This window comes from Blastococcus sp. TML/C7B, assembly GCF_016612845.1.
In the GTDB taxonomy this organism is placed as follows: Bacteria; Actinomycetota; Actinomycetes; order Mycobacteriales; family Geodermatophilaceae; genus Blastococcus.
In genome coordinates this window covers 1-18,432 of the sequence record NZ_JAEOAA010000002.1, presented here as the reverse complement: position 1 = coordinate 18,432, position 18,432 = coordinate 1, and the positions used below count along the sequence as shown (strand labels likewise).

Genomic DNA, 18,432 nt, shown 5'->3' with positions numbered 1-18,432 from the left:
AAACCTGAATGGTTGGTGGCTGTGACCGAGCCCACGGCGAGCGGAGCTCGCACGGTCGCCCGTCTGGCCCGGCACGTCGAGGTGGCCCTGGCGGGCTGCGAGCTCTCCGTGCCTCAGTACCGGCTGCTCAGCCTGCTGTCCGAGGGCTCGGTGAACGCCTCCACCCTCGCCCAGCGGCTCGTGGTCAGCCGGCCGAGCGTCACCGCGCTGGTCGACGGCCTGGTCGCCCGCGGGATGGTCGCCCGCGGGATGGTCGAGCGCGGCACCGACCCAGCAGACCGCCGGCACGTCACCCACCTGGTCACCGAGCTGGGCGGGCAGGTCCTCGCCGAGGCCGACCGCGCCGCGGCCGCCCGGCTCCGTGACCTGGCCACGCACCTCGTCCCCGACGACTTCCCGGACGCATCCGCGGGCCTGGCCGCCTGGGGACGTGCCCTGGACTCCTACCGCGACACCGCCGCCCGCGCACCCCACTGGCCCGCCCCCTCCCCGTCAGGAGACAGCATGTCGTCCCCCTCCGCTCCCCAGGTCGCCCCGCTGACACCAGACGTGGAGGCCCTCGTCGAGCGCGCCGCCGCCACTGGAACCCTGCTCGCTCTGTGGGCGGCCCGTCAGCCCGACGCACCGGCCATCCGATCCGCGCAGGGCGACTCCACGTACTCAGAGCTCAACGGCCGCGTCAACCAGGTCGCCCGGGCCCTGCGCGCCCGGGGCCTCGTTGCCGGCGACTCGATCGCCCTCATCAGCTCCAACCGCCCCGAGTTCGTGGAGACGCTCTACGCCGCTCAGCGCACGGGGCTGCGGCTCACACCGGTCAACTGGCACTTCACCGCGGACGAGATCAACTACATCCTCCGCGACTGCGGCGCCCGGGCGGTCGTGGTCGACGGCCGTTTCGCCGACACGGTCAGCCGGGCGCTGGACGGCGTGGACGCCCGCGCCCTGCTCGTCGTCGACGGCACCGGCGACGGCTTCGAGGACTACGAGCAGGCGCTGGCGAAGGAATCCACCGAGAACATCGAGGATCCCCAACTGGGGAGCACGATGCTGTACACCTCCGGGACGACCGGCCGCCCGAAGGGCGTGTACCGCCCCTCGGGGACGCCGGCGTCGACGGCGTTCTCCGATGCCACGGATTACGTCGCGGGCCAGGACCTCAATTTGGTCACCGGCCCGCTGTACCACTCCGCTCCGCTGGCCTTCTCGCTCAACCTGCCGATGGCACGGGGCGCCGGCGTGGTGCTCATGGACAAGTGGGACGCCGAGGAGACGCTGCGGCTGATCGAGCAGCACCGGATCACGCACACCCACCTGGTGCCCACGATGTTCCACAGGCTGATCTCGCTGCCCCAGGAGGTCAAGGACCGGTACGACGTGAGCAGCCTTCGCCACGTCTGGCACGGGGCCGCGCCCTGTCCTGTCCCGGTCAAGCAGGCGTTCATGGACTGGCTGGGCCCGATCGCATGGGAGTACTACGCGGCCACCGAAGGCATCGGCACCATCGTCGGGCCGCACGAGTGGCTCGCGCGACCCGGGACCGTGGGGCATCCGGAACCCGGACACATCCGGATCCTCGACGAGTCCGGCGAGGAGTGCCCGGCCGGCGTCCCCGGGACCATCTACATGCGTGCACCCGACGTCGGCCGGTTCGAGTACTACGGCGACGAGGGGAAGACCTCGTCGTCGTACAAGGGCGACCACTTCACCCTCGGCGACGTCGGCTACCTCGATGAGGAGGGCTGGCTCTTCCTCACCGACCGCAGCGTCGACCTGATCATCTCCGGCGGCGTCAACGTCTACCCCGCCGAGGTCGAGGCAGTGCTCATCACCCACCCCTCCGTGGGCGACGTCGGCGTCATCGGCGTGCCGGACCCGGAGTGGGGCGAGTCGGTGAAGGCCGTCGTCGAGGTGCAGCCGGGCTACGAGCCCTCCCCCGCGCTCGCCGAGGAGCTCCTGACCTGGGCCCGGGATCGGCTGGCCCACTTCAAGTGCCCCCGCACGATCGACTTCGTCGAGGAATTGCCGCGCACCCCGTCCGGGAAGCTGTCCAAGCGGGTCCTGCGGGAGAACTTCCGGCAGCAGGCCGCCGCCGGCACGGACGCCTGAAGGGGCCGCCCCCGTGCCCCTGACCGTCCGGCCGATCCCCACGCTCGACGACCGCATCAACGACATCCGCATGCGCACCGCGGAGATCGTGAACGAGGACATCCTGCCGCGGGAGCGCGAGCTCTGGCGCTCCGCGCACGGCGGCGCCGTCGAGACCGAACCGTCGGTCATCGACGCGAAGGCCGCCCGCGAGGAGATCAAGCAGAAGGTCAAGAAGGCGGGCCTGTGGGCGCCGCACCTGCCCCCGGAGTACGGCGGCATGGGCCTGGATTTCCTGGCGCACGCCTACATGAACGAGGTGCTCGCCTACGCGATGGGCGCGGCCTCCCTCTTCGGCGTGGTCGCTCCCAACTCGGGCAACCAGACGATCCTGCTCAAGTACGGCACCGAAGAACAGAAGGAGCGGTGGCTGCGCCCGCTCGTCGAAGGCGAGCTGGAGTCCGGCTTCTCGATGACCGAGCCGGAGAACCCGGGCTCCGACCCGCGCTCGCTGACCACGACAGCGGTCCGCGACGGCGACGAGCTCGTCCTCAACGGGCACAAGTGGTTCACCTCGAACGGTCACGCCGCCGACTTCTTCATCGTCATGACCCGCGTGGTCGAGGCCGATCACGACCCGGCGTCGGGCCGCGGCCAGATGGCGCAGCTGATCGTGCCGACCGACGCGCCCGGCGTGAACATCGTCCGCGGCGTGGGCATCTGGGGGCGGCCGACGTCGGACCACGTGGAGGTCCGCTACGAGGACGTGCGGGTGCCGGCGAGCAACCTGCTCGGCGCCGTCGGGCAGGGCCACCAGGCCGCCCAGGACCGGCTCGGCGCCGGCCGCGTCTTCCACTGCATGAACTCGATCGGGCAGATGTGGCGCGCTTTCGACCTCATGGTCGAGCGGGCCACCACCCGCACCGTCCACGGGGGCCCGCTCCAGGACAAGCAGTTCGTGCAGGGCTTCATCGCCGACAGCTACATGGACATCAGCGCAGCCCGGCTGATGACCATCCAGGCCGCCGAGCGCGTCGCGCGCAACGACCGCGGAGCACGCACCGACATCTCCTCGATCAAGGTGTTCGTGCCCGCGGCGTACTCGCGCGTCGTCGACCGGGCCATCCAGGTGTGGGGCGCGGCCGGGGTCTCCAGCGACCTCCCGCTCTCCGGTATGTACCTCGGCGCGCGCACCCTGCGTCTCGCCGACGGACCGGACGAGGTGCACAAGGTGCTGATCGCCAAGCACGTGCTCGACCGGTACGCCACGGAGGGCGGCTGGGACTTCGGGAACTGATCCACCCGCGCACTCCGCGCACCCCCCACGTCACTTGTCCTGACCGCACGACTTCTGAGAGGTTCACCCCATGCTGATGCAGTTCGACAAGGAGCAGGAAGAGCTACGCCGGACCCTGCGCCGCTTCCTCGAGACCAGGTCCTCCTCGCAGGAGGTCCGCCGCCTCATGGAGACCGACGAGGGCTACGACGCCGGCGTCTGGAAGCAGATGGCCGAGCAGCTCGGCCTCCAGGGCCTCGCCATCCCCGAGGAGTTCGGCGGCTCCGGTTTCAGCATCCTGGAGACCGCCCTGGTCACCGAGGAGATGGGCCGCGCGCTGCTGCCCGCCCCCTACCTGGCCACCGTGATCGCGGCCAACCTGCTCCAGCTGTCGGACGACCAGCAGGCCAAGTCCGACCTGCTGCCCGGCATCGCCGAGGGCTCGACGATCGCCACTGTCGCGCTGGCCGAGGCCGACGGCAGGTGGACGGCGGAGAACCTGTCGACCACCGCCACCCGGGCCGGCGAGGGCTGGACCATCGACGGCACCAAGTCCTTCGTCCTCGACGGCACCACCGCGGGCCTGCTCCTCGTCGTCGCCCAGGCCCCCGGTGGCCCCAGCGTCTTCGCGGTCGACGCCTCGGCCTCCGGCCTGACCCGCAAGGCGCTCACCACCCTCGACATGACCCGCAAGCTGGCCGAGGTCCGCTTCTCGGGCACCCCGGCCCGCCTGGTCGGTGCCGAGGGCGACGCCGCGACGCTGGTCCCCCAGCTCATGCGCATCGCCATCGTCCTGCTCGCCACCGAACAGGTCGGCGGCGCCCAGCGCTGCCTCGAGCGCACGGTCGAGTACGTCAACCTGCGCTACCAGTTCGGCCGCCCCGTCGGCAGCTTCCAGGCCGTCAAGCACCGCTGCGCCGACATGCTGCTCGAGGTCGAGTCCGCCCGCTCCGCGGCCTACTACGCCCTGTGGGCGCTGGCCGAGGGTGCCGAGGACGCCGAGATCTCGGTCGACCTCGCCAAGGCGTACTGCTCAGAAGCCTACTGGCTGGCCGCCTCCGACTCGATCCAGCTGCACGGTGGCATCGCGTTCACGTGGGAGCACGACGCCCACCTGTACTACCGCCGCGCCAAGTCCACGGGTCTGCTCTTCGGCACCCCGACCGAGCACTGGGACGCCGTGGCCGAGCAGCTGCTCGCCTGACCTCCCGCGCACCTCGGCCCCCGTGCCGGCCACCCGGCCGGCACGGGGGCCGTCGCACGTCCGGGGTCCGCCACCGACGGGCGGCCGCCCCCGAGAACGGCTACAACGGACTCATGTGCCATGACCACGACAGCCGCCCGCCCGCCCCACCCCGCAGCGGTGAGGTGGCAGAACGCGCCTCCCTCACCCTGACCGCCGCCGACGGCACGCAGTTCGCCGCCGCCTACGCCGCGCCGGCGGACACGCCGGGCACCGGCGTGGTCGTCCTCCCTGACATCCGCGGCCTGCACCCCTACTACGTGGCGCTGACCGAGCGCTTCGCCGAGGCCGGAGTCGCCGCCGTCGCGATCGACTGGTTCGGGCGCACCGCCGGCCTGCCCGAGGGCGGAACCCGCGGGGAGGACTTCGGCTGGCAGGAGCACATCCCGCAGACGACGCCTGAGGGCATCGACGCCGACATCGCCGCCGCCATCGCCGCGCTGCGGGAGCGGCACGGCGCCGATCTGCCCGTGGTCACGGTCGGTTTCTGCTTCGGCGGCAGCCACTCCTGGCGGCAGTCCGGCGGCGACCTGGGTCTGGCCGGGTGCGCGGGGTTCTACGGCCGGCCCTCGATGGTCGGCGACGCCGCCGAGCGGGCCGCCCTGCCCACCGTCATGGTCATCGCCGGCGCCGACGCGGCGACGCCGGTCGAGGACCAGCTCGCCCTGGCCGGGAGGATGCGCGCCGCCGGCGCCGACGTGGACGCCCCCGTTTACGAGGGCGCGCCGCACTCCTTCTTCGACCGCGCCTTCGGAGACTGGGCCGACGCCTGCCAAGACGCCTGGCAGCACGTCCTGGCGCTCACCGACCGCGTGTCCCGGTCCTGACCTGGACGAACCGAGCCCGGACGCACGACCGCGGCTGAGCCGACCGGGGAACCGGTCGGCTCAGCCGCGGTGGGTGCTGCTGGGCTCAGGCGGGGGTCGACGCCATCGCCCGGTCGCCCTCGGGTGCCTGCTCCCCCACCAGCGGGAAGTGGCAGGCGACGTACTGGCCCTGGGCGACCTCGCGCATCTGCGGCTCCTCCCCGGCGCACAGGTCCGCGGCCCGCGGGCAGCGGGTCCGGAACCGGCAGCCGCTCGGCGGATCGACCGGGGAGGGCAGCTCGCCACCCAGGCCGGCGTCGCTGTGCTTGGCGTCCGGATCCGGCTCCGGGATGGAGGCCAGCAGGGCAGCCGTGTACGGGTGCGCCGGCTGCGCGTACAGCTGGTCGGACGGTGCCACCTCGCAGATCTTGCCGAGGTACATGACAGCCACCCGGTCGCTGATGTTCTTCACGACGGCGAGGTCGTGGGCGATGAACACCATCGTCAGGTTGTACTCGGCCTTGAGGTCCTCGAGCAGGTTGAGGATCTGCGCCTGCACGGAGACGTCGAGCGCCGACACCGGCTCGTCGCAGATGAGCACCTCGGGCCGCATGATCAGCGACCGCGCGATGGAGACGCGCTGGCACTGGCCACCGGACATCTCGTGCGGACGTCGCGAGCCGGCCCGCTCGGGGTCCAGCCCGACCTCCGCCAGCATGTCGTTGACCCGCGGGTCGTCGCTGCCCTTGCCCTCCCAGATCGACAGCCCCTCGGCCACGATGTCCTTCACCCGGCGCCGGGGGTTCAGCGACGAGATCGGGTCCTGGTAGATCATCTGCAGCTTCGTGCGGCTGCGGCGGAGCTCGTCGGCGGACAGACCGCTGAGGTCCTTGTCGTCGAAGAGGATCTTGCCGCCGGTCGGGCGGGGAGCCTGCATGATCGCCCGCCCGGTCGTCGACTTGCCACAGCCGGACTCACCGACCAGGCCCAGCGTCTCGCCCTTGGCGATGTCGAAGCTGATGCCCGAGACGGCGTGGACCTTCTGCCCCTTCTCCAGCGGGAACTCCACGACCAGGCCCTCGACACGCAGGACGATGTCGTCCTGGTCCCGCAGGTGCGCGGTACCACTTCCGGCCATCAGGCTGCTCCTGCCGTTGCGAGAACCGTCTCATCGAGGGGGGTGCCGGCGGCGGTGCGCCCGGCGGCCACGTTCCGCGCGAGCGCCTCCTGGCCGGCGGCCGTCCCCACCGGGAAGTGGCAGGCCGCCTCGTGCCCGGCGGCATGCGGCGCCAGCGGCGGCGTCTCCGTCAGGCACTTGTCCTGCGCGTAGTTGCACCGCGGGGCGAACGCGCACCCGGCCGGCGGGTCCACCAGGTCCGGCGGGCGCCCCGGGATGGCCTGCAGCCTGGTGTGGCTGGGCTGGTGCAGCCGCGGGATGGACCGCAACAGCCCCTCCGTGTACGGGTGCCGATGGCGGGCGAAGAGCTCCCGGGTGGGCGCCCGCTCGACGACCCGGCCCGCGTACATGACGGCGATCTCGTCCGCTCGCCCGGCGACGACACCGAGGTCGTGGGTGATGATGATCAGACCCATGTTGCGCTGGCTCTGCTGGGACTCGAGCAGGTCCAGGATCTGGCGCTGCACGGTGACGTCCAGCGCCGTCGTCGGCTCGTCGGCGACCAGCAGCTTGGGGCCGCAGGCCAGCGCGATCGCGATGGTCACGCGCTGCCGCATGCCGCCCGACAGCTGGTGGGGGTACTCCCCCAGCCGCCGCTCGGCGGCCGGGATGCCCACCGACTTGAGCAGCTCGACGGCGTGCGCCCGCGCGACCTTGCCCTTCTCACCCAGGTGGATGCCCAGGGACTCGGTGATCTGCTCGCCGATCTTGGTGACCGGGTTCAGCGAGGTCATCGGGTCCTGCAGGATCATCGCCAGCTCGGCGCCCCAGATGGTCCGCATCTCCTTGTTCTTCATGGTCGTGAGCTCACGACCCTCGAAGCGCACGGAGCCCTCGCGGATGGTGTTCGTGCGGGGCAGCAGGTTCATGATCGACCGCGACAGCACGGTCTTCCCCGACCGGACTCCCCACGATGCCGAGTGTCTTGCCCCGGTCCACCCGGAGGGAGACCCCGTCCACCGCCTTGACGATGCCTCGCGGCGTGTCGAAGTAGGTGCGGAGGTCGTCCACCTCGAGCAGGGGCTCGTTCGCTCGGCCGTCCAGCGGCGGCGCGGTCGTCACAGGTTGCTCCCTCGGACGTCGAAGCGGCTGCGGAGCGAGTCGCCGACCAGGTTCAGCGACAGCACCGTGAGGAACATGGCGATCGAGGGGATCAGCACGACGTGCGGGGCCTCGCTGAGGTACCGCTTGCCGTCGAAGATCATGCCGCCCCAGGTGGGCGCCGGCTGCTGGACGCTGAGGCCCAGGAAGGCCAGCGTCCCTTCCAGCACGATCACCACGCCCATGGCCACCAGGCCGAACGCGGCCACCGGGAGCACGACGTTGGGCAGGATCTCGCGGGCCAGGACTCGCGAGTTCTTCGCGCCCATCGTCCGGGCCGCCCGGACGAACTCGCGCTCGGCGACGGCCAGCGTGGTCGCCCGGGCCACACGGGTGTAGATCGGGATGGACAGGAAGCCGACGATCAGGGAGATCACGACGAGGCTGCGGCCGACGAAGGCCAGCAGGACCAGCAGCAGCACCAGGGCCGGGAAGGCCAGGATGACGTTGATGATCGTCATGAGGACGGTCTCCAGCTTGCCGCGGAAGAAGCCCGCGACGATGCCGATGAAGCCACCGACCACCATGCCGATGGCCACCGCCGTGACGCTGATCGTCACCGAGACGCGCGCACCGTGGACCAGCCGGGCCAGGTTGTCACGGCCCAGGCCGTCGGTACCGAGCCAGTGCTCGGGACCGGGGTAGGCCAGCTTGTTGATGACGTCCGGGGTGAGCGGGTCCTTGACCGGCAGCAGGTCGGCGAAGACAGCGCAGATGAGCACCACCACCAGCCAGGCCGTGGCCAGCCAGAAGCTGATGCCGTAGCCGCGCTTCTTCCGCTTCGCCGCGGGTGCCGCGGCAGCCGCGGCACCGCCGCTGGTCTCGGCGACGAGACCGTCGCCGAGCGCCAGCTCCGAGGTGGCCCCCGGGTGCGGAGCGCCGAGATTGGGCACAGGGGTGCTCATGCGTCGTCCCGTTCGGTCGAGAGGTGCGCGGCGGACAGGGGGTCAGACTCGTGCCGCAGAGCGTCCATGCGAGATCCTCGGGTCGAGATACGAGTACAGGATGTCGACGGTGAAGTTCACGACGACGTAGCTGATGGCGATCACCAGTGCGACGCCCTGGACCATGAGCAGGTCGCGGACGAGTACCGCCTCGAGCAGCAGGCGACCGACCCCGGGCAGCGCGAACAGCGTCTCGATGACGACCGAGCCGCCGATGATCGCCCCGACCTGCACGCCCGCGACCGTCATCAGGGAGAACGACGACGGGCGCAGTGCGTGCCGGAAGAGGATCCGCCGGTTCGAGACGCCCTTGACGCGCGCCATCGTCACGAAGTCCTGCTGCAGCGTTGCGATCATGTCCGTGCGGAGCAGTCGGGTGTAGACCGCCATCTCCGCGATCGCGAGGGACAACGCCGGGAGCAACGCCGATCTGAGGTTCTGCACCGGGTCGTCGGTGAAGTTCACCCAGCCCGTGGCGGGCAGCACGCCCAACCACACGGCGAAGATCAGGATCAGGAAGATCGCCACCATGAAGTTCGGCACCGCGAGGAGGCCGAAGCTCGTGCTGCTGATCAGCTTGTCGGTCCGCGTGCCGGCCCGGTAGGCCGACAGCATCCCGACCGGGATGGCCACGAGCAGCGCGATGACGATCGCGAGGATGCCGATCTCGGCGGTGACCGGCAGCCGGTCCAGGATGGCGTCGCTGACCGGCTCGTTGGTCCGGTAGGAGCGACCGAAGTCGCCGGTCAGCGCGTCACCGATCCAGTGCAGGTAGCGCACGGGGAGCGGGTCGTCGAGGCCGAGATCGGCGCGGACGGCCGCGATCGCCTCGGGCGTTGCGTTCTCCGCACCCAGGATCTGCAGCGCCGGGTCACCGGGCAGCAGACTGGTCATGAGGAAGGTCAGCAACGACACCGCGAAGAGCGTGGCCAGCAACGACGGGAGCCTGCGGAGGACGTACACGGGCGGTTACTCCACTCGCCAGACGTGGCCCCACATGGCCGTCGAGGCGTTCGCCCCGTTGCCCATGGTGCCGTCGGGGAAGGTCCAGCCGTCCAGGTTCCGGACCGACTCGTCGGTGGCCAGGACGGTGAGCGTGCCGCCGCTGAACGCGTTGGGGACGTTCTCGTTCAGGACCAGGCCGATCTCCTCGACGGCTGCCTTGCGCGCGTCGACGTCGGTCGTCGTGCGCAGGATCTCGAGCTGCTCGTCGATCTCGGGGCTCTGGAAGGCGGTCATGTTCAGCGGGCCCTCGGTGAAGGCGTCGTCGAACACGAGGTAGGGGTCACGGTCGGCACCGACGCGGGTGCAGCCGGTGTCGTAGTCGCGGGCGATCATGTCCTGGATCCAGGCGGCCTGCTCGGTCTGCTGCAGCTCGACCTCGGCACCCAGGTTGCCCCACAGCGCCTGGTAGAGCTGGGAGAGCTCGTTGAGGCTGGGGTCCGGCGGGCACTGGAAGGTGAAGGACAGCGGCGTGCCGACCGGCTTGCCGTCGGAGCGCTCCGGGTCGTTGACGTAGTCGTCGTAGAGCTCCTGGGCCTTCTCCGGGTCGAACGCCGGGTAGGCCTCGGCGACCCTCTCGGAGTACCAGGGGCTGTCCGGGCTCCAGAACTGCGTCTGCGGGGGCGTGACGCCGGAGCCACCGAGGACCTCGATCAGGCCCTCCTGGTCGACGGCGTACACCAGCGCCTGGCGCACGCGGATGTCGTCGAACGGCGCCCGGCTGACGTTGAGCGTCAGGGCGCCGGCGTTGCTGCCCAGGTGCTCGAAGTTGTTCACGCCGTCCAGCTCGCGCGCCTTGATGACGGTACTCTGGCGCAGCGACTGCATGACGTCGATGTCACCGCTGCGGAGGCTCGACAGGCGGGTGTCCTCGTCGGGGATCGGCCGGAACGTGATCTTGTCCAGGTAGGGCTTGCCCTCCTGCCAGTAGTTCTCGTTCTTCTGCACGACGAGGTTGGAGTCGCGCTGCCAGGAGACGAACGTGAACGGGCCGGTGCCGACCGGGTTGGCGCCGGCGTCGGGGCCGGCCGCCGCGGCGGCGGTGGGGGAGAACGGCCAGCCGGCGGCACCGACCAGGATGTCGGGGAAGGCCGCGTTGGTCTGCGCGAGCTTGTAGCTGACGGTCAGGTCGTCGACGACGTCCAGCGAGGTGACCTCGGCGAGCTGCGCGGAGAGCCGCGAGCCGGGCGCCTTGAGGTAGGTGTCGAACACAGTCTTCAGCGCCTCGGCGTTCAGCGGGGTGCCGTCGTGGAACTGCACGTCCGGGCGGAGCTTCAGCGTCCACTCGGTGAGGTCGTCGTTCGGCGTGAGCGACTCGGCGAGATAGGGCTCGACGGGACCGTCCTCGCTGCGCTGCATCAGCGGGTCGTAGATCGCGTACGCCACGTTGAGCCCGGGCTGGTTGAACGTGCCCTCGCTGGGCAGCCAGCTGTTGGTCTCGGCCTCCAGGCCGACGACGATCTCACCGCCCTCGACCGGGTCACCGGCCTCCACCGACTCGCTGACCGCACCGGCCTCGGCGTCGCCGCCCTCGTCGTCGCCACCGCCGCAGGCGGCGCTCCCGAGCAGCACTCCCACGAGCCCCACGGAAGCGACAGCCTGCTTCCACGGGCCTCGCATCGGGCGCCGATGTCCTCGCATCAAATTTCTCCTTGACCAGTGTCGTACCGGCACAGCGACCAGGCCGGCGAACGGCGCGTCGATGTGCGAGCGCCCACAGCGCGTGCTGGGAGTCTGTCCTACGGCAGTGGGCTGCGTCACTAGGCGGCTCGCCACTCTCGTCGGGTGTCGAACTATGCGATGCGCACAACGTCTCCGGGCGCCCGGGAGAGTGCCACCACGGGCCCCCTCCCGGGCCGCGCAGGCGCTCCGTCAGCCGGCCAGCCAGACGTGGCCCCACATGACCTGCGCGGAGGCCGCGCCGTTGCCCCGGGGGCCGCCGTCCGGGAACACCCAGCCGTCGACGTTCTTGACGGCCTCCCGGGTCGCCATGACCGTCAGCGTCCCGCCGCTGAACGTGTTGGGCACGTTCTCGTTGACGATCAGCCCGATCTCCTCCACGGCTGCCTTGCGCAGGTCGAGGTCGGTCGTCGTCCGCAGGATGTCCAGCTGCTCGTCGATCTCCGGGCTCTGGAAGGCCGTCATGTTCAGCGGCCCCTCGGTGAAGGCCGCGTCGAACACGATGTAGGGGTCGCTGTCGGCCCCGACGCGGGTGCATCCTGTGTCGTAGTCGCGCGCCAGCATCTTCTGGATCCAGGTGGCCTGCTCGACCTGCTCGAGCTCCACCTGGGCGCCCAGCGCACCGTAGAGCGACTGCACCAGCTGGGCGACCTCGTTCAGGCTGGGGTCGGGCGGGCAGCTGTAGGTGAAGGCGAGGTCGGTGCCGACCGGCTTGCCGTCGGAGCGCTCGGGGTCGTTCACGTACTCGTCGTAGAGCTCCTGCGCCTTCTCCGGGTCGTAGGACGGGTATGCCTCGGCGACCTTCTCGGAGTAGTAGGGGCTGTCCTCGCTGAAGAACTGCGTCGTCGGCGGGGTGACGCCGGCACCGCCCAGCACCTCGATGATCGCCTCCTGGTCCAGCGCGTGGGCCAGCGCCCGGCGGACGCGGACGTCGTCGAACGGCGGCTTGCTGGTGTTGAGCGTCCCCGCGCCGGAATTGCTGCCGAGGTGCTCGTAGCTGTCGATGCCGTCCAGGTCGCGGGCGCGGATGACGGTGCTCTGCCGCAGCGACTGCATCGCGTCGATGTCACCGCTGCGCAGGCTGGCCAGCCGGGTGTCCTCGTCGGGCATGGGCCGGAACGTGATACGACCAGCTGGCTGTCGCGCTGCCAGGAGACGAACCGGAAGGGGCCGGTGCCCACCGGCCGGGCGCCGGCGTCCTCGCCGGCCGCGGCGGCCGCCGTGGGCGAGAAGGGCCAGCCGGGCGAGGAGATGAGCAGCACCGGGAAGGCGGCGTTGGCCTCCCGCAGCCGGTAGACGACGGTGAGTTGGTCGACGACGTCCAGCGCCGTGACCTCGTCGAGCGAGGCGGCGGTGTTCGCCCCCGGCGCGGTCAGGTAGTCGTCGAAGATGGTCTTGAGCGCCTGCGCGTCCAGGGGCGTGCCGTCGTGGAAGCGCACGCCGGGGCGCAGCGTGAGCGTCCACTCGGTGAGCTCGGCGTTGGGCTCCATCGACTCGGCCAGGTACGGCTCGACCTCGCCCTCGGCGGTGCGGTGCATGAGCGGGTCGTAGATCGAGTAGGCGACATTCACGCCGGGCTGGTTGAAGGTGCCCTGGCCGGGCAGCCAGCTGCTGGTCTCCGCTTCCAGGCCCACGACGATCTCGCCGCCGTCGACCGGGTCGCCCTGCTCCGAGACGTCGGTGACCGCACCGACCTCCCGCTCCCCGCCGCCGTCGCCGCCCCCGTCGTCGTCCCCACCGCCGCAGGCGGCGGAGCCGAGCAGCAGGGCCGCCAGGCCGGCCGAGACGACGACCCGCGTCCACGGGCCGTCCTGCGGACGTCGATGTCCTCGCATGTGGATCTCCCCGACCGGAGGTGCGTACCGCACGACGACGCCGTGAAGGCCGGCGCGTCGACGCGTGCGCGCCGATGCGCGCGGACGCAGTGTGACCCACGCAGTGAGCCACGTCACCACGTGTCGACGTGTCGCGGATCGCCCGGGCCCCGACGCACGACGGCCTCCGACCCGACGACGAGCTCGCCGTCGACGGGCTCCTGAACGGGCGCCGAGGTGCTCGCACGCATCGTCGGGGACGTGCGCGTGGCTGCCCACCGCAGCAGCGTGCGCCAGGAGGTGACCTGGGTCAGCGCCGCACGCGGGAGCGCCGTGGCGGAACGCGACGGCGGCCCGGGCGCGGTGCGCCCGGGCCGCCGTGGGCGAGGTCGGAGCCTAGTCGGCCAGCCAGGCGTGGCCCCACATGGCGGAGCCGCTCGGGACGCCGTCACCCGGCGTACCGTCCGGGAACGTCCAGCCGTCGACGTTCTTGACCACTTCCCGCACCGCGATGTCGGTCAGGTTGTGGCCGGTGAAGAGGTTCGGCACGTTCTCCGAGACCTCCATGCTGATCGCCTCCACCGCATCCTTGCGCGCCTCGAGGTCCGTCGTGGTGCGGAGCACCTGGAGTTGTTCGTCGATCTCCGGGCTGGTGTAACCGGTGAAGTTCAGCGCGCCCGGGGTGAAGGCCCGACTGAGGGTGAACCCCGGATCGGCCTGGCTGCCGGCCCGGAAGCACTGGACGTCGTAGTCCTTCGCGATGGCGTTCTGGATGTGAGCTGCCTGCTCGACGGTGTTGAGGCTCACCTCCATGCCGAGCGAGCTCCAGAACGACTGGTAGAGCTGGGAGAGCTCGTTGAGGCTGGGGTCGGGCGGGCAGTTGAACGTGAACGAGAGGTCGGTTCCCACCGGCTGGCCGTCGGAGCGCTGCGGGTCGTTGATGTACTCGTCGTAGAGCTCCTGGGCCCGCTCCACGTCGTAGGTGGGGAATGCCTCCGCCGCCTCCTCGGAGTAGAACGGGCTGTCCGGGCTGAAGTACTGGGTGGCCTCCGGCGTCAGGCCGGTGCCGCCGAGCACGTCGATCAGCGCCGGCTGGTCGATCGCGTGGGCCAGGGCCTGGCGCACCCGGACGTCGTCGAACGGCGGCCGGGTGGTGTTGATCAGCGAGACGGTGCTGCTGTTGCCCAGGTACTCGTAGTTGTCCACGCCGTCGAACTCACGGGCGCGTCCGACGGTGCTCTGCCGCAGGGTCTGCAGCGCGTCGATGTCGCCGCTCTGCAGGCTGGACAGCCGGGTGTCCTCGTCGGGGATCGGGCGGAAGGTGATCTTGTCCAGGTGGGGTAGCCCCTCTTGCCAGTAGTTCTCGTTCCGCTCCACCACCAGGGCGCTGTCCCGCTGCCAGCTGACGAACCGGAAGGGGCCGGTGCCGACCGGGTTGGCCCCGGCGTCCGGGCCGGCGGCGGCCGCGGCGGTGGGCGAGAACGGCATGCCCGAGGCGCTGGTGAGCACGTCGGGGAAGGCGGCATCGGGCGCGGCGAGGTTGTACCGCACGGTCAGGTCGTCCACCACGTCCAGCGAGGTCACCGCGGCCAGGGAGGCGGCCACGTTGGACGTCGGCGCGGTCAGGTACTCGTCGAAGTTGCTCTTGAGCGCCTCGGCGTTCAACGGCGTGCCGTCGTGGAACTGGACGTCCGGTCGCAGCGTCAGCGTCCAGACGGTGAGCTCCTCGTTGGGCTCCATGGACTCGGCGAGGTAGGGCTTGAGCTCGCCGTCCGCCGTGCGCTTCATCAGCGGGTCGTAGATGGCGAACGCCACGTTGGTGCCCGGCTCGGCGAACAAACCCTCCCCGGGCAGCCAGCTGTTGGTCTCCGCCTCCAGGCCGATCGTGATCTCACCGCCCTCGACCGGCTCGCCCTGCTCGGAGATCTCGTCGGTCCCCGCTCCCCCGGACGACGTGTCCTCGTTCCCGCCGTCGTCACCGCCACAGGCGGCCGTGCCGAGCAGCAGTGCCGCGGCCCCCATCGAGGCGAGCCTGCGCCTCCAGGGACGTCTCGTCGGGCGGCGAAGTCCTCGCATGTCCACACTCCTCACAGCAGATGCGCCAGGCCCCGGCAGCCGGTCGACCAGCGCGTTGGCAGCGCCCTCGGGGGCGTGGTCGGAGTGTGGACCACGACTGTGAACTGCGCCACCGGGCCGGCGCACGGCTCGATGCCAAGTCTGTGTGACGCAGCACACAACCCTGCCCGCCGGGTGACCCGTCCGGGTGGCGGATGCACGACGGCCCGGGCGCGGTGCGCCCGGGCAAGTCGTGACGAGGTCAGGGCCTAGTCGGCCAGCCAGACGAAGCCCCACATGGTGGTGGCGTCCGCCGCCCCGTTCCCCATCGTGCCGTCGGGGAAGGTCCAGCCGTCGACGTTCTTCACCTCGTCGCGCACGGCCACGTCGGTGAGCGTGTACCCGGTGAAGACGTTGGGCACGTTCTCGGCCAGGTCGAGGCTGATCTCCTCGACCGCGGCCCGCCGCGCTTCCACGCCCGTGGTCGTGCGGAGGATCTCCAGGTTCTCGTCGATCACCGGGCTCGTGTAGCCGGTGACGTTGAGTGGGCCGGGGGTGAACGCATCCCCGAGCACGACGTAGGGGTCCCGCTGGGAGCCGACCCGGTAGCACTGGGCGTCGTAGTCCTTGGCGAGCGCGTTCTGGATGTGGGCGGCCTGCTCCACCGTGTTGAGCTGCACGTCCATGCCCAGCGCGCTCCAGAACGACTGGTAGAGCTGGGAGAGCTCGTTGAGGCTGGGGTCGGGCGGGCAGTTGTAGGTGAAGGAGAGGTCAGTGCCCACCGGTTGCCCGTCGGAGCGCTCCGGGTCGTTGATGTAGTCGTCGTAGAGCTCCTGGGCCCGCTCCACGTCGTAGGTCGGGTACGCCTCGGCCGCCTTCTCCGAGTAGTAGGGGCTGTCCGGGCTGAAGTACTGGGTGGCCTCCGGGGTCAGCCCGGTGCCGCCGAGTACGTCGATGAGCGCCGGCTGGTCGATGGAGTACGCCAGCGCCTGCCGCACCCGCACGTCGTCGAACGGCGGCCTGGAGGTGTTGATCAGCGACACACCGCTGTTGTTGCCCAGGAACTCGTAGTTGTCCACGCCGTCGAACTCCCGGGCACGCGCCACGGTGCTCTGCCGCAGCGTCTGCAGCGCGTGGATGTCACCGCTCTGCAGGCTTGCCAGCCGGGTGTCCTCGTCCGGGATCGGCCGGAAGGTGATCCCGTCGAGGTAGGGCAGGCCCTCCTGCCAGTAGTCCTCGTTGCGTTCCACCTCCAGTGCGCTGTCCCGCTGCCAGCTGACGAACCTGAACGGGCCGGTCCCCACCGGGTTGGCGCCGGCGTCCGGACCGAACCGTGCGGCCGCGGTCGGCGAGAACGGCCAGCCCGGGGCAAGCGTGAGGACGTCGGGGAAGGCGGCGTTGGGCGCCTCGAGGACGTAACGCACGGTGAGGTCGTCCACGACCTCCAGCGAGGTCACCTCGGCCAGCGTGGTGGCGACGTTCGACGTCGGGGCCGTGAGGTAGGTGTCGAAGATGGTCTTCAGCGCCTGGGCGTTCAGCGGGGTGCCGTCATGGAAGAGCACGTCGGGACGCAACGTCAGCGTCCACTGGCTGAGGTCCTCGTTGGGCTCCATCGACTCGGCGAGGTAGGGCTGGAGCTCACCGTCCTCCGAGCGCTTGATCAACGGGTCGTAGATGGCATAGGCGACCGTGGTGCCCGGGTTGCCGAAGCTGCCCTCACCCGGGAGCCAGCTGTTGGTCTCCGCCTCCAGGCCCACCTCGATGGTTCCCCCGGTGACCGGCTCGCCCTGCTCGGAGATCTCATCCGACTGGGCCCCACCGCTCGAGTCACCCCCGTCCCCGTCATCACCGCCACAAGCGGCCGCGCCCAGCAGCAGAGCCGCGGCCCCGAGCGAGACGACGGAACGCCTCCAGGGCCGTCTCGTCGGGCGGTGCATTGCTCGCATCTCCACACTCCTCAACCAGTTCCGGCTGCCCGGCCTGCCGGCCGGGCGGCGCGTCCTCGGCGCCCTCGGGGGCGTCCTGGGAAGTGTGGCCCCTACTCGTGATCTGCGTCACTGAGCGACCCGCCACACCGCCGATCCCCTGGGTGAGGCGTTGCGCACAACGGCGTGCCGTGCTCGTACCGGTCGGGCAGGGAACGCAGCGGCCCGGACGGGGGTCTGCACCGCAGTGACGCGCGTCGCCCTGCGCTGCCGCCACGCAGAGTCCGTCACGCGCTGTGCACAGCCGTTGCCCTGTCCGTGCAGCTCCGGGACCTGCACAGCGGCCCGGGCGAGGATCCCGCCCGGGCCGCTGCGTGGTGCGGAGCGTCAGATCAGTCGGTGACCCACACGTGTCCCCACATGACCTGCGAGTTGCTGGCACCGTTCCCCGCCGTGCCGTCCGGGAAGACCCAGCCGTCGAGGTTCTTCACCGCGTCGCGGGTGGCCATGACCGTCAGGGTGCCGGCGGTGAAGGTGTTGGGCACGTTCTCGTTGATCACTTCGCCGATGGCCTCGACGGCCGCCTTGCGCGCGTCGATGTCGGTCGTCGTCTTCAGGATCTCCAGCTGCTCGTCGATCTGCGGGCTCTGGAAGGCAGTCATGTTCAGCGGGTTCTCCTGGAAGGCCTGGCTGAACACGATGTACGGGTCGCGGTCGGCACCCACGCGGGTGCAGCCGGCCTCGTAGTCACGGGCGAGCATGTCCTGGATCCAGGCGGCCTGCTCGGTCTGCTGGAGCTCGACCTCGGCACCCAGTGCGCTGAAATAGCTGCGAGAGCTCGTTGAGGCTCGGGTCCGGCGGGCACTGGAAGGTGAAGGAGATCGGCTCGCCGACCGCCTTGCCGTCGGAGCGGTCGGCGTCGTTCACGTACTCGTCGTAGAGCTCCTGGGCCTTCTCCGGGTCGTACTTCGGGTAGCTCTCCTCGAGGGCCTCCGAGTAGTACGGGCTGTCCGGGCTGAAGAACTGCGTCTGCGGCGGGGTGACGCCGGCGCCACCGAGGACCTCGATCAGCGCCTCCTGATCCATGGCGTAGGCCATGGCCCGGCGGACGCGGACGTCGTCGAACGGCGGCTTGCTGGTGTTCATCGTCATGGCACCGGAGTTGCTGCCCAGGTGTTCGTAGTTGCTGACGCCGTCGAGCTCGCGCGCCTTCACCACGGTGCTCTGCCGCAGGGACTGCAGGACGTCGATGTCACCGGTCTGCAGGCTGGACAGACGGGTGTCCTCGTCCGGGATCGGCCGGAAGGTGATCTTGTCCAGGTGC

13 protein-coding genes and 1 pseudogene are annotated in these 18,432 nt (G+C 70.6%); 4 read left to right on the top strand and 10 right to left on the bottom strand.

All coding sequences use genetic code 11. The features are described from left to right. Nucleotides 1-21 precede the first annotated feature (21 nt). The 4 genes from JKP76_RS13115 (at nucleotide 22) to JKP76_RS13100 (ending at nucleotide 5,431) form a co-directional block, all read left to right on the top strand. Nucleotides 22-2,106, top strand: a complete 2,085-nt coding sequence (locus JKP76_RS13115) for an AMP-binding protein (RefSeq protein ID WP_200491448.1) — start codon at nucleotides 22-24, stop codon at nucleotides 2,104-2,106. Between the two features lie 13 nt (nucleotides 2,107-2,119). Continuing rightward, entirely contained in the window at nucleotides 2,120-3,382 is a 1,263-nt protein-coding gene (locus JKP76_RS13110) for an acyl-CoA dehydrogenase family protein (protein WP_200491447.1), read from the top strand. 70 nt (nucleotides 3,383-3,452) lie between these two features. Then, nucleotides 3,453-4,565, top strand: a complete 1,113-nt coding sequence (locus JKP76_RS13105; protein WP_200491446.1) for an acyl-CoA dehydrogenase family protein — start codon at nucleotides 3,453-3,455, stop codon at nucleotides 4,563-4,565. Nucleotides 4,566-4,729: 164 nt separating this feature from the next. Then, nucleotides 4,730-5,431, top strand: coding sequence for a dienelactone hydrolase family protein (locus JKP76_RS13100; RefSeq protein WP_309229749.1), 702 nt, complete (start codon nucleotides 4,730-4,732; stop codon nucleotides 5,429-5,431). A gap of 85 nt (nucleotides 5,432-5,516) precedes the next feature. On the opposite strand, the gene JKP76_RS13095 is transcribed toward JKP76_RS13100, so the two are convergent. From JKP76_RS13095 to JKP76_RS13050, 10 genes and pseudogenes are all read right to left on the bottom strand, one after another. Then, nucleotides 5,517-6,548, bottom strand: a complete 1,032-nt coding sequence (locus JKP76_RS13095) for an ABC transporter ATP-binding protein (RefSeq protein ID WP_200491444.1) — start codon at nucleotides 6,546-6,548, stop codon at nucleotides 5,517-5,519. Further along, entirely contained in the window at nucleotides 6,548-7,474 is a 927-nt protein-coding gene (locus JKP76_RS13090) for an ABC transporter ATP-binding protein (RefSeq protein WP_309232979.1), read from the bottom strand. Before JKP76_RS13090 ends, JKP76_RS13095 begins: the two co-directional genes overlap by 1 nt. 171 nt (nucleotides 7,475-7,645) lie before the next feature. After that, nucleotides 7,646-8,593: an ABC transporter permease gene (locus JKP76_RS13085; RefSeq protein WP_200491188.1), complete on the bottom strand. Its 948-nt coding sequence runs from the start codon at nucleotides 8,591-8,593 to the stop codon at nucleotides 7,646-7,648. A 42-nt stretch (nucleotides 8,594-8,635) separates the two neighbouring features. After that, complete coding sequence (locus JKP76_RS13080) at nucleotides 8,636-9,595, bottom strand: ABC transporter permease (protein WP_309229751.1); 960 nt, start codon at nucleotides 9,593-9,595, stop codon at nucleotides 8,636-8,638. A 6-nt stretch (nucleotides 9,596-9,601) separates the two neighbouring features. Next, complete coding sequence (locus JKP76_RS13075; RefSeq protein WP_200491443.1) at nucleotides 9,602-11,221, bottom strand: ABC transporter substrate-binding protein; 1,620 nt, start codon at nucleotides 11,219-11,221, stop codon at nucleotides 9,602-9,604. Nucleotides 11,222-11,506: 285 nt separating this feature from the next. Continuing rightward, nucleotides 11,507-12,804: pseudogene (locus JKP76_RS21115) on the bottom strand (ABC transporter substrate-binding protein). A 720-nt stretch (nucleotides 12,805-13,524) separates the two neighbouring features. Further along, nucleotides 13,525-15,150, bottom strand: a complete 1,626-nt coding sequence (locus tag JKP76_RS13065) for an ABC transporter substrate-binding protein (RefSeq protein ID WP_200491185.1) — start codon at nucleotides 15,148-15,150, stop codon at nucleotides 13,525-13,527. Nucleotides 15,151-15,452: 302 nt separating this feature from the next. Next, nucleotides 15,453-17,129 (bottom strand): ABC transporter substrate-binding protein, encoded by a 1,677-nt coding sequence (locus JKP76_RS13060; protein ID WP_200491184.1) that lies wholly within the window; start codon nucleotides 17,127-17,129, stop codon nucleotides 15,453-15,455. 371 nt (nucleotides 17,130-17,500) lie between these two features. After that, on the bottom strand, nucleotides 17,501-17,869 hold the full coding sequence (locus JKP76_RS13055) for a hypothetical protein (RefSeq protein ID WP_200491183.1): 369 nt from the start codon (nucleotides 17,867-17,869) through the stop codon (nucleotides 17,501-17,503). Then, on the bottom strand, nucleotides 17,856-18,432 hold a 577-nt coding region (locus JKP76_RS13050; protein WP_242471931.1), incomplete at its 5' end, for an ABC transporter substrate-binding protein. The genes JKP76_RS13050 and JKP76_RS13055, both read right to left, overlap by 14 nt.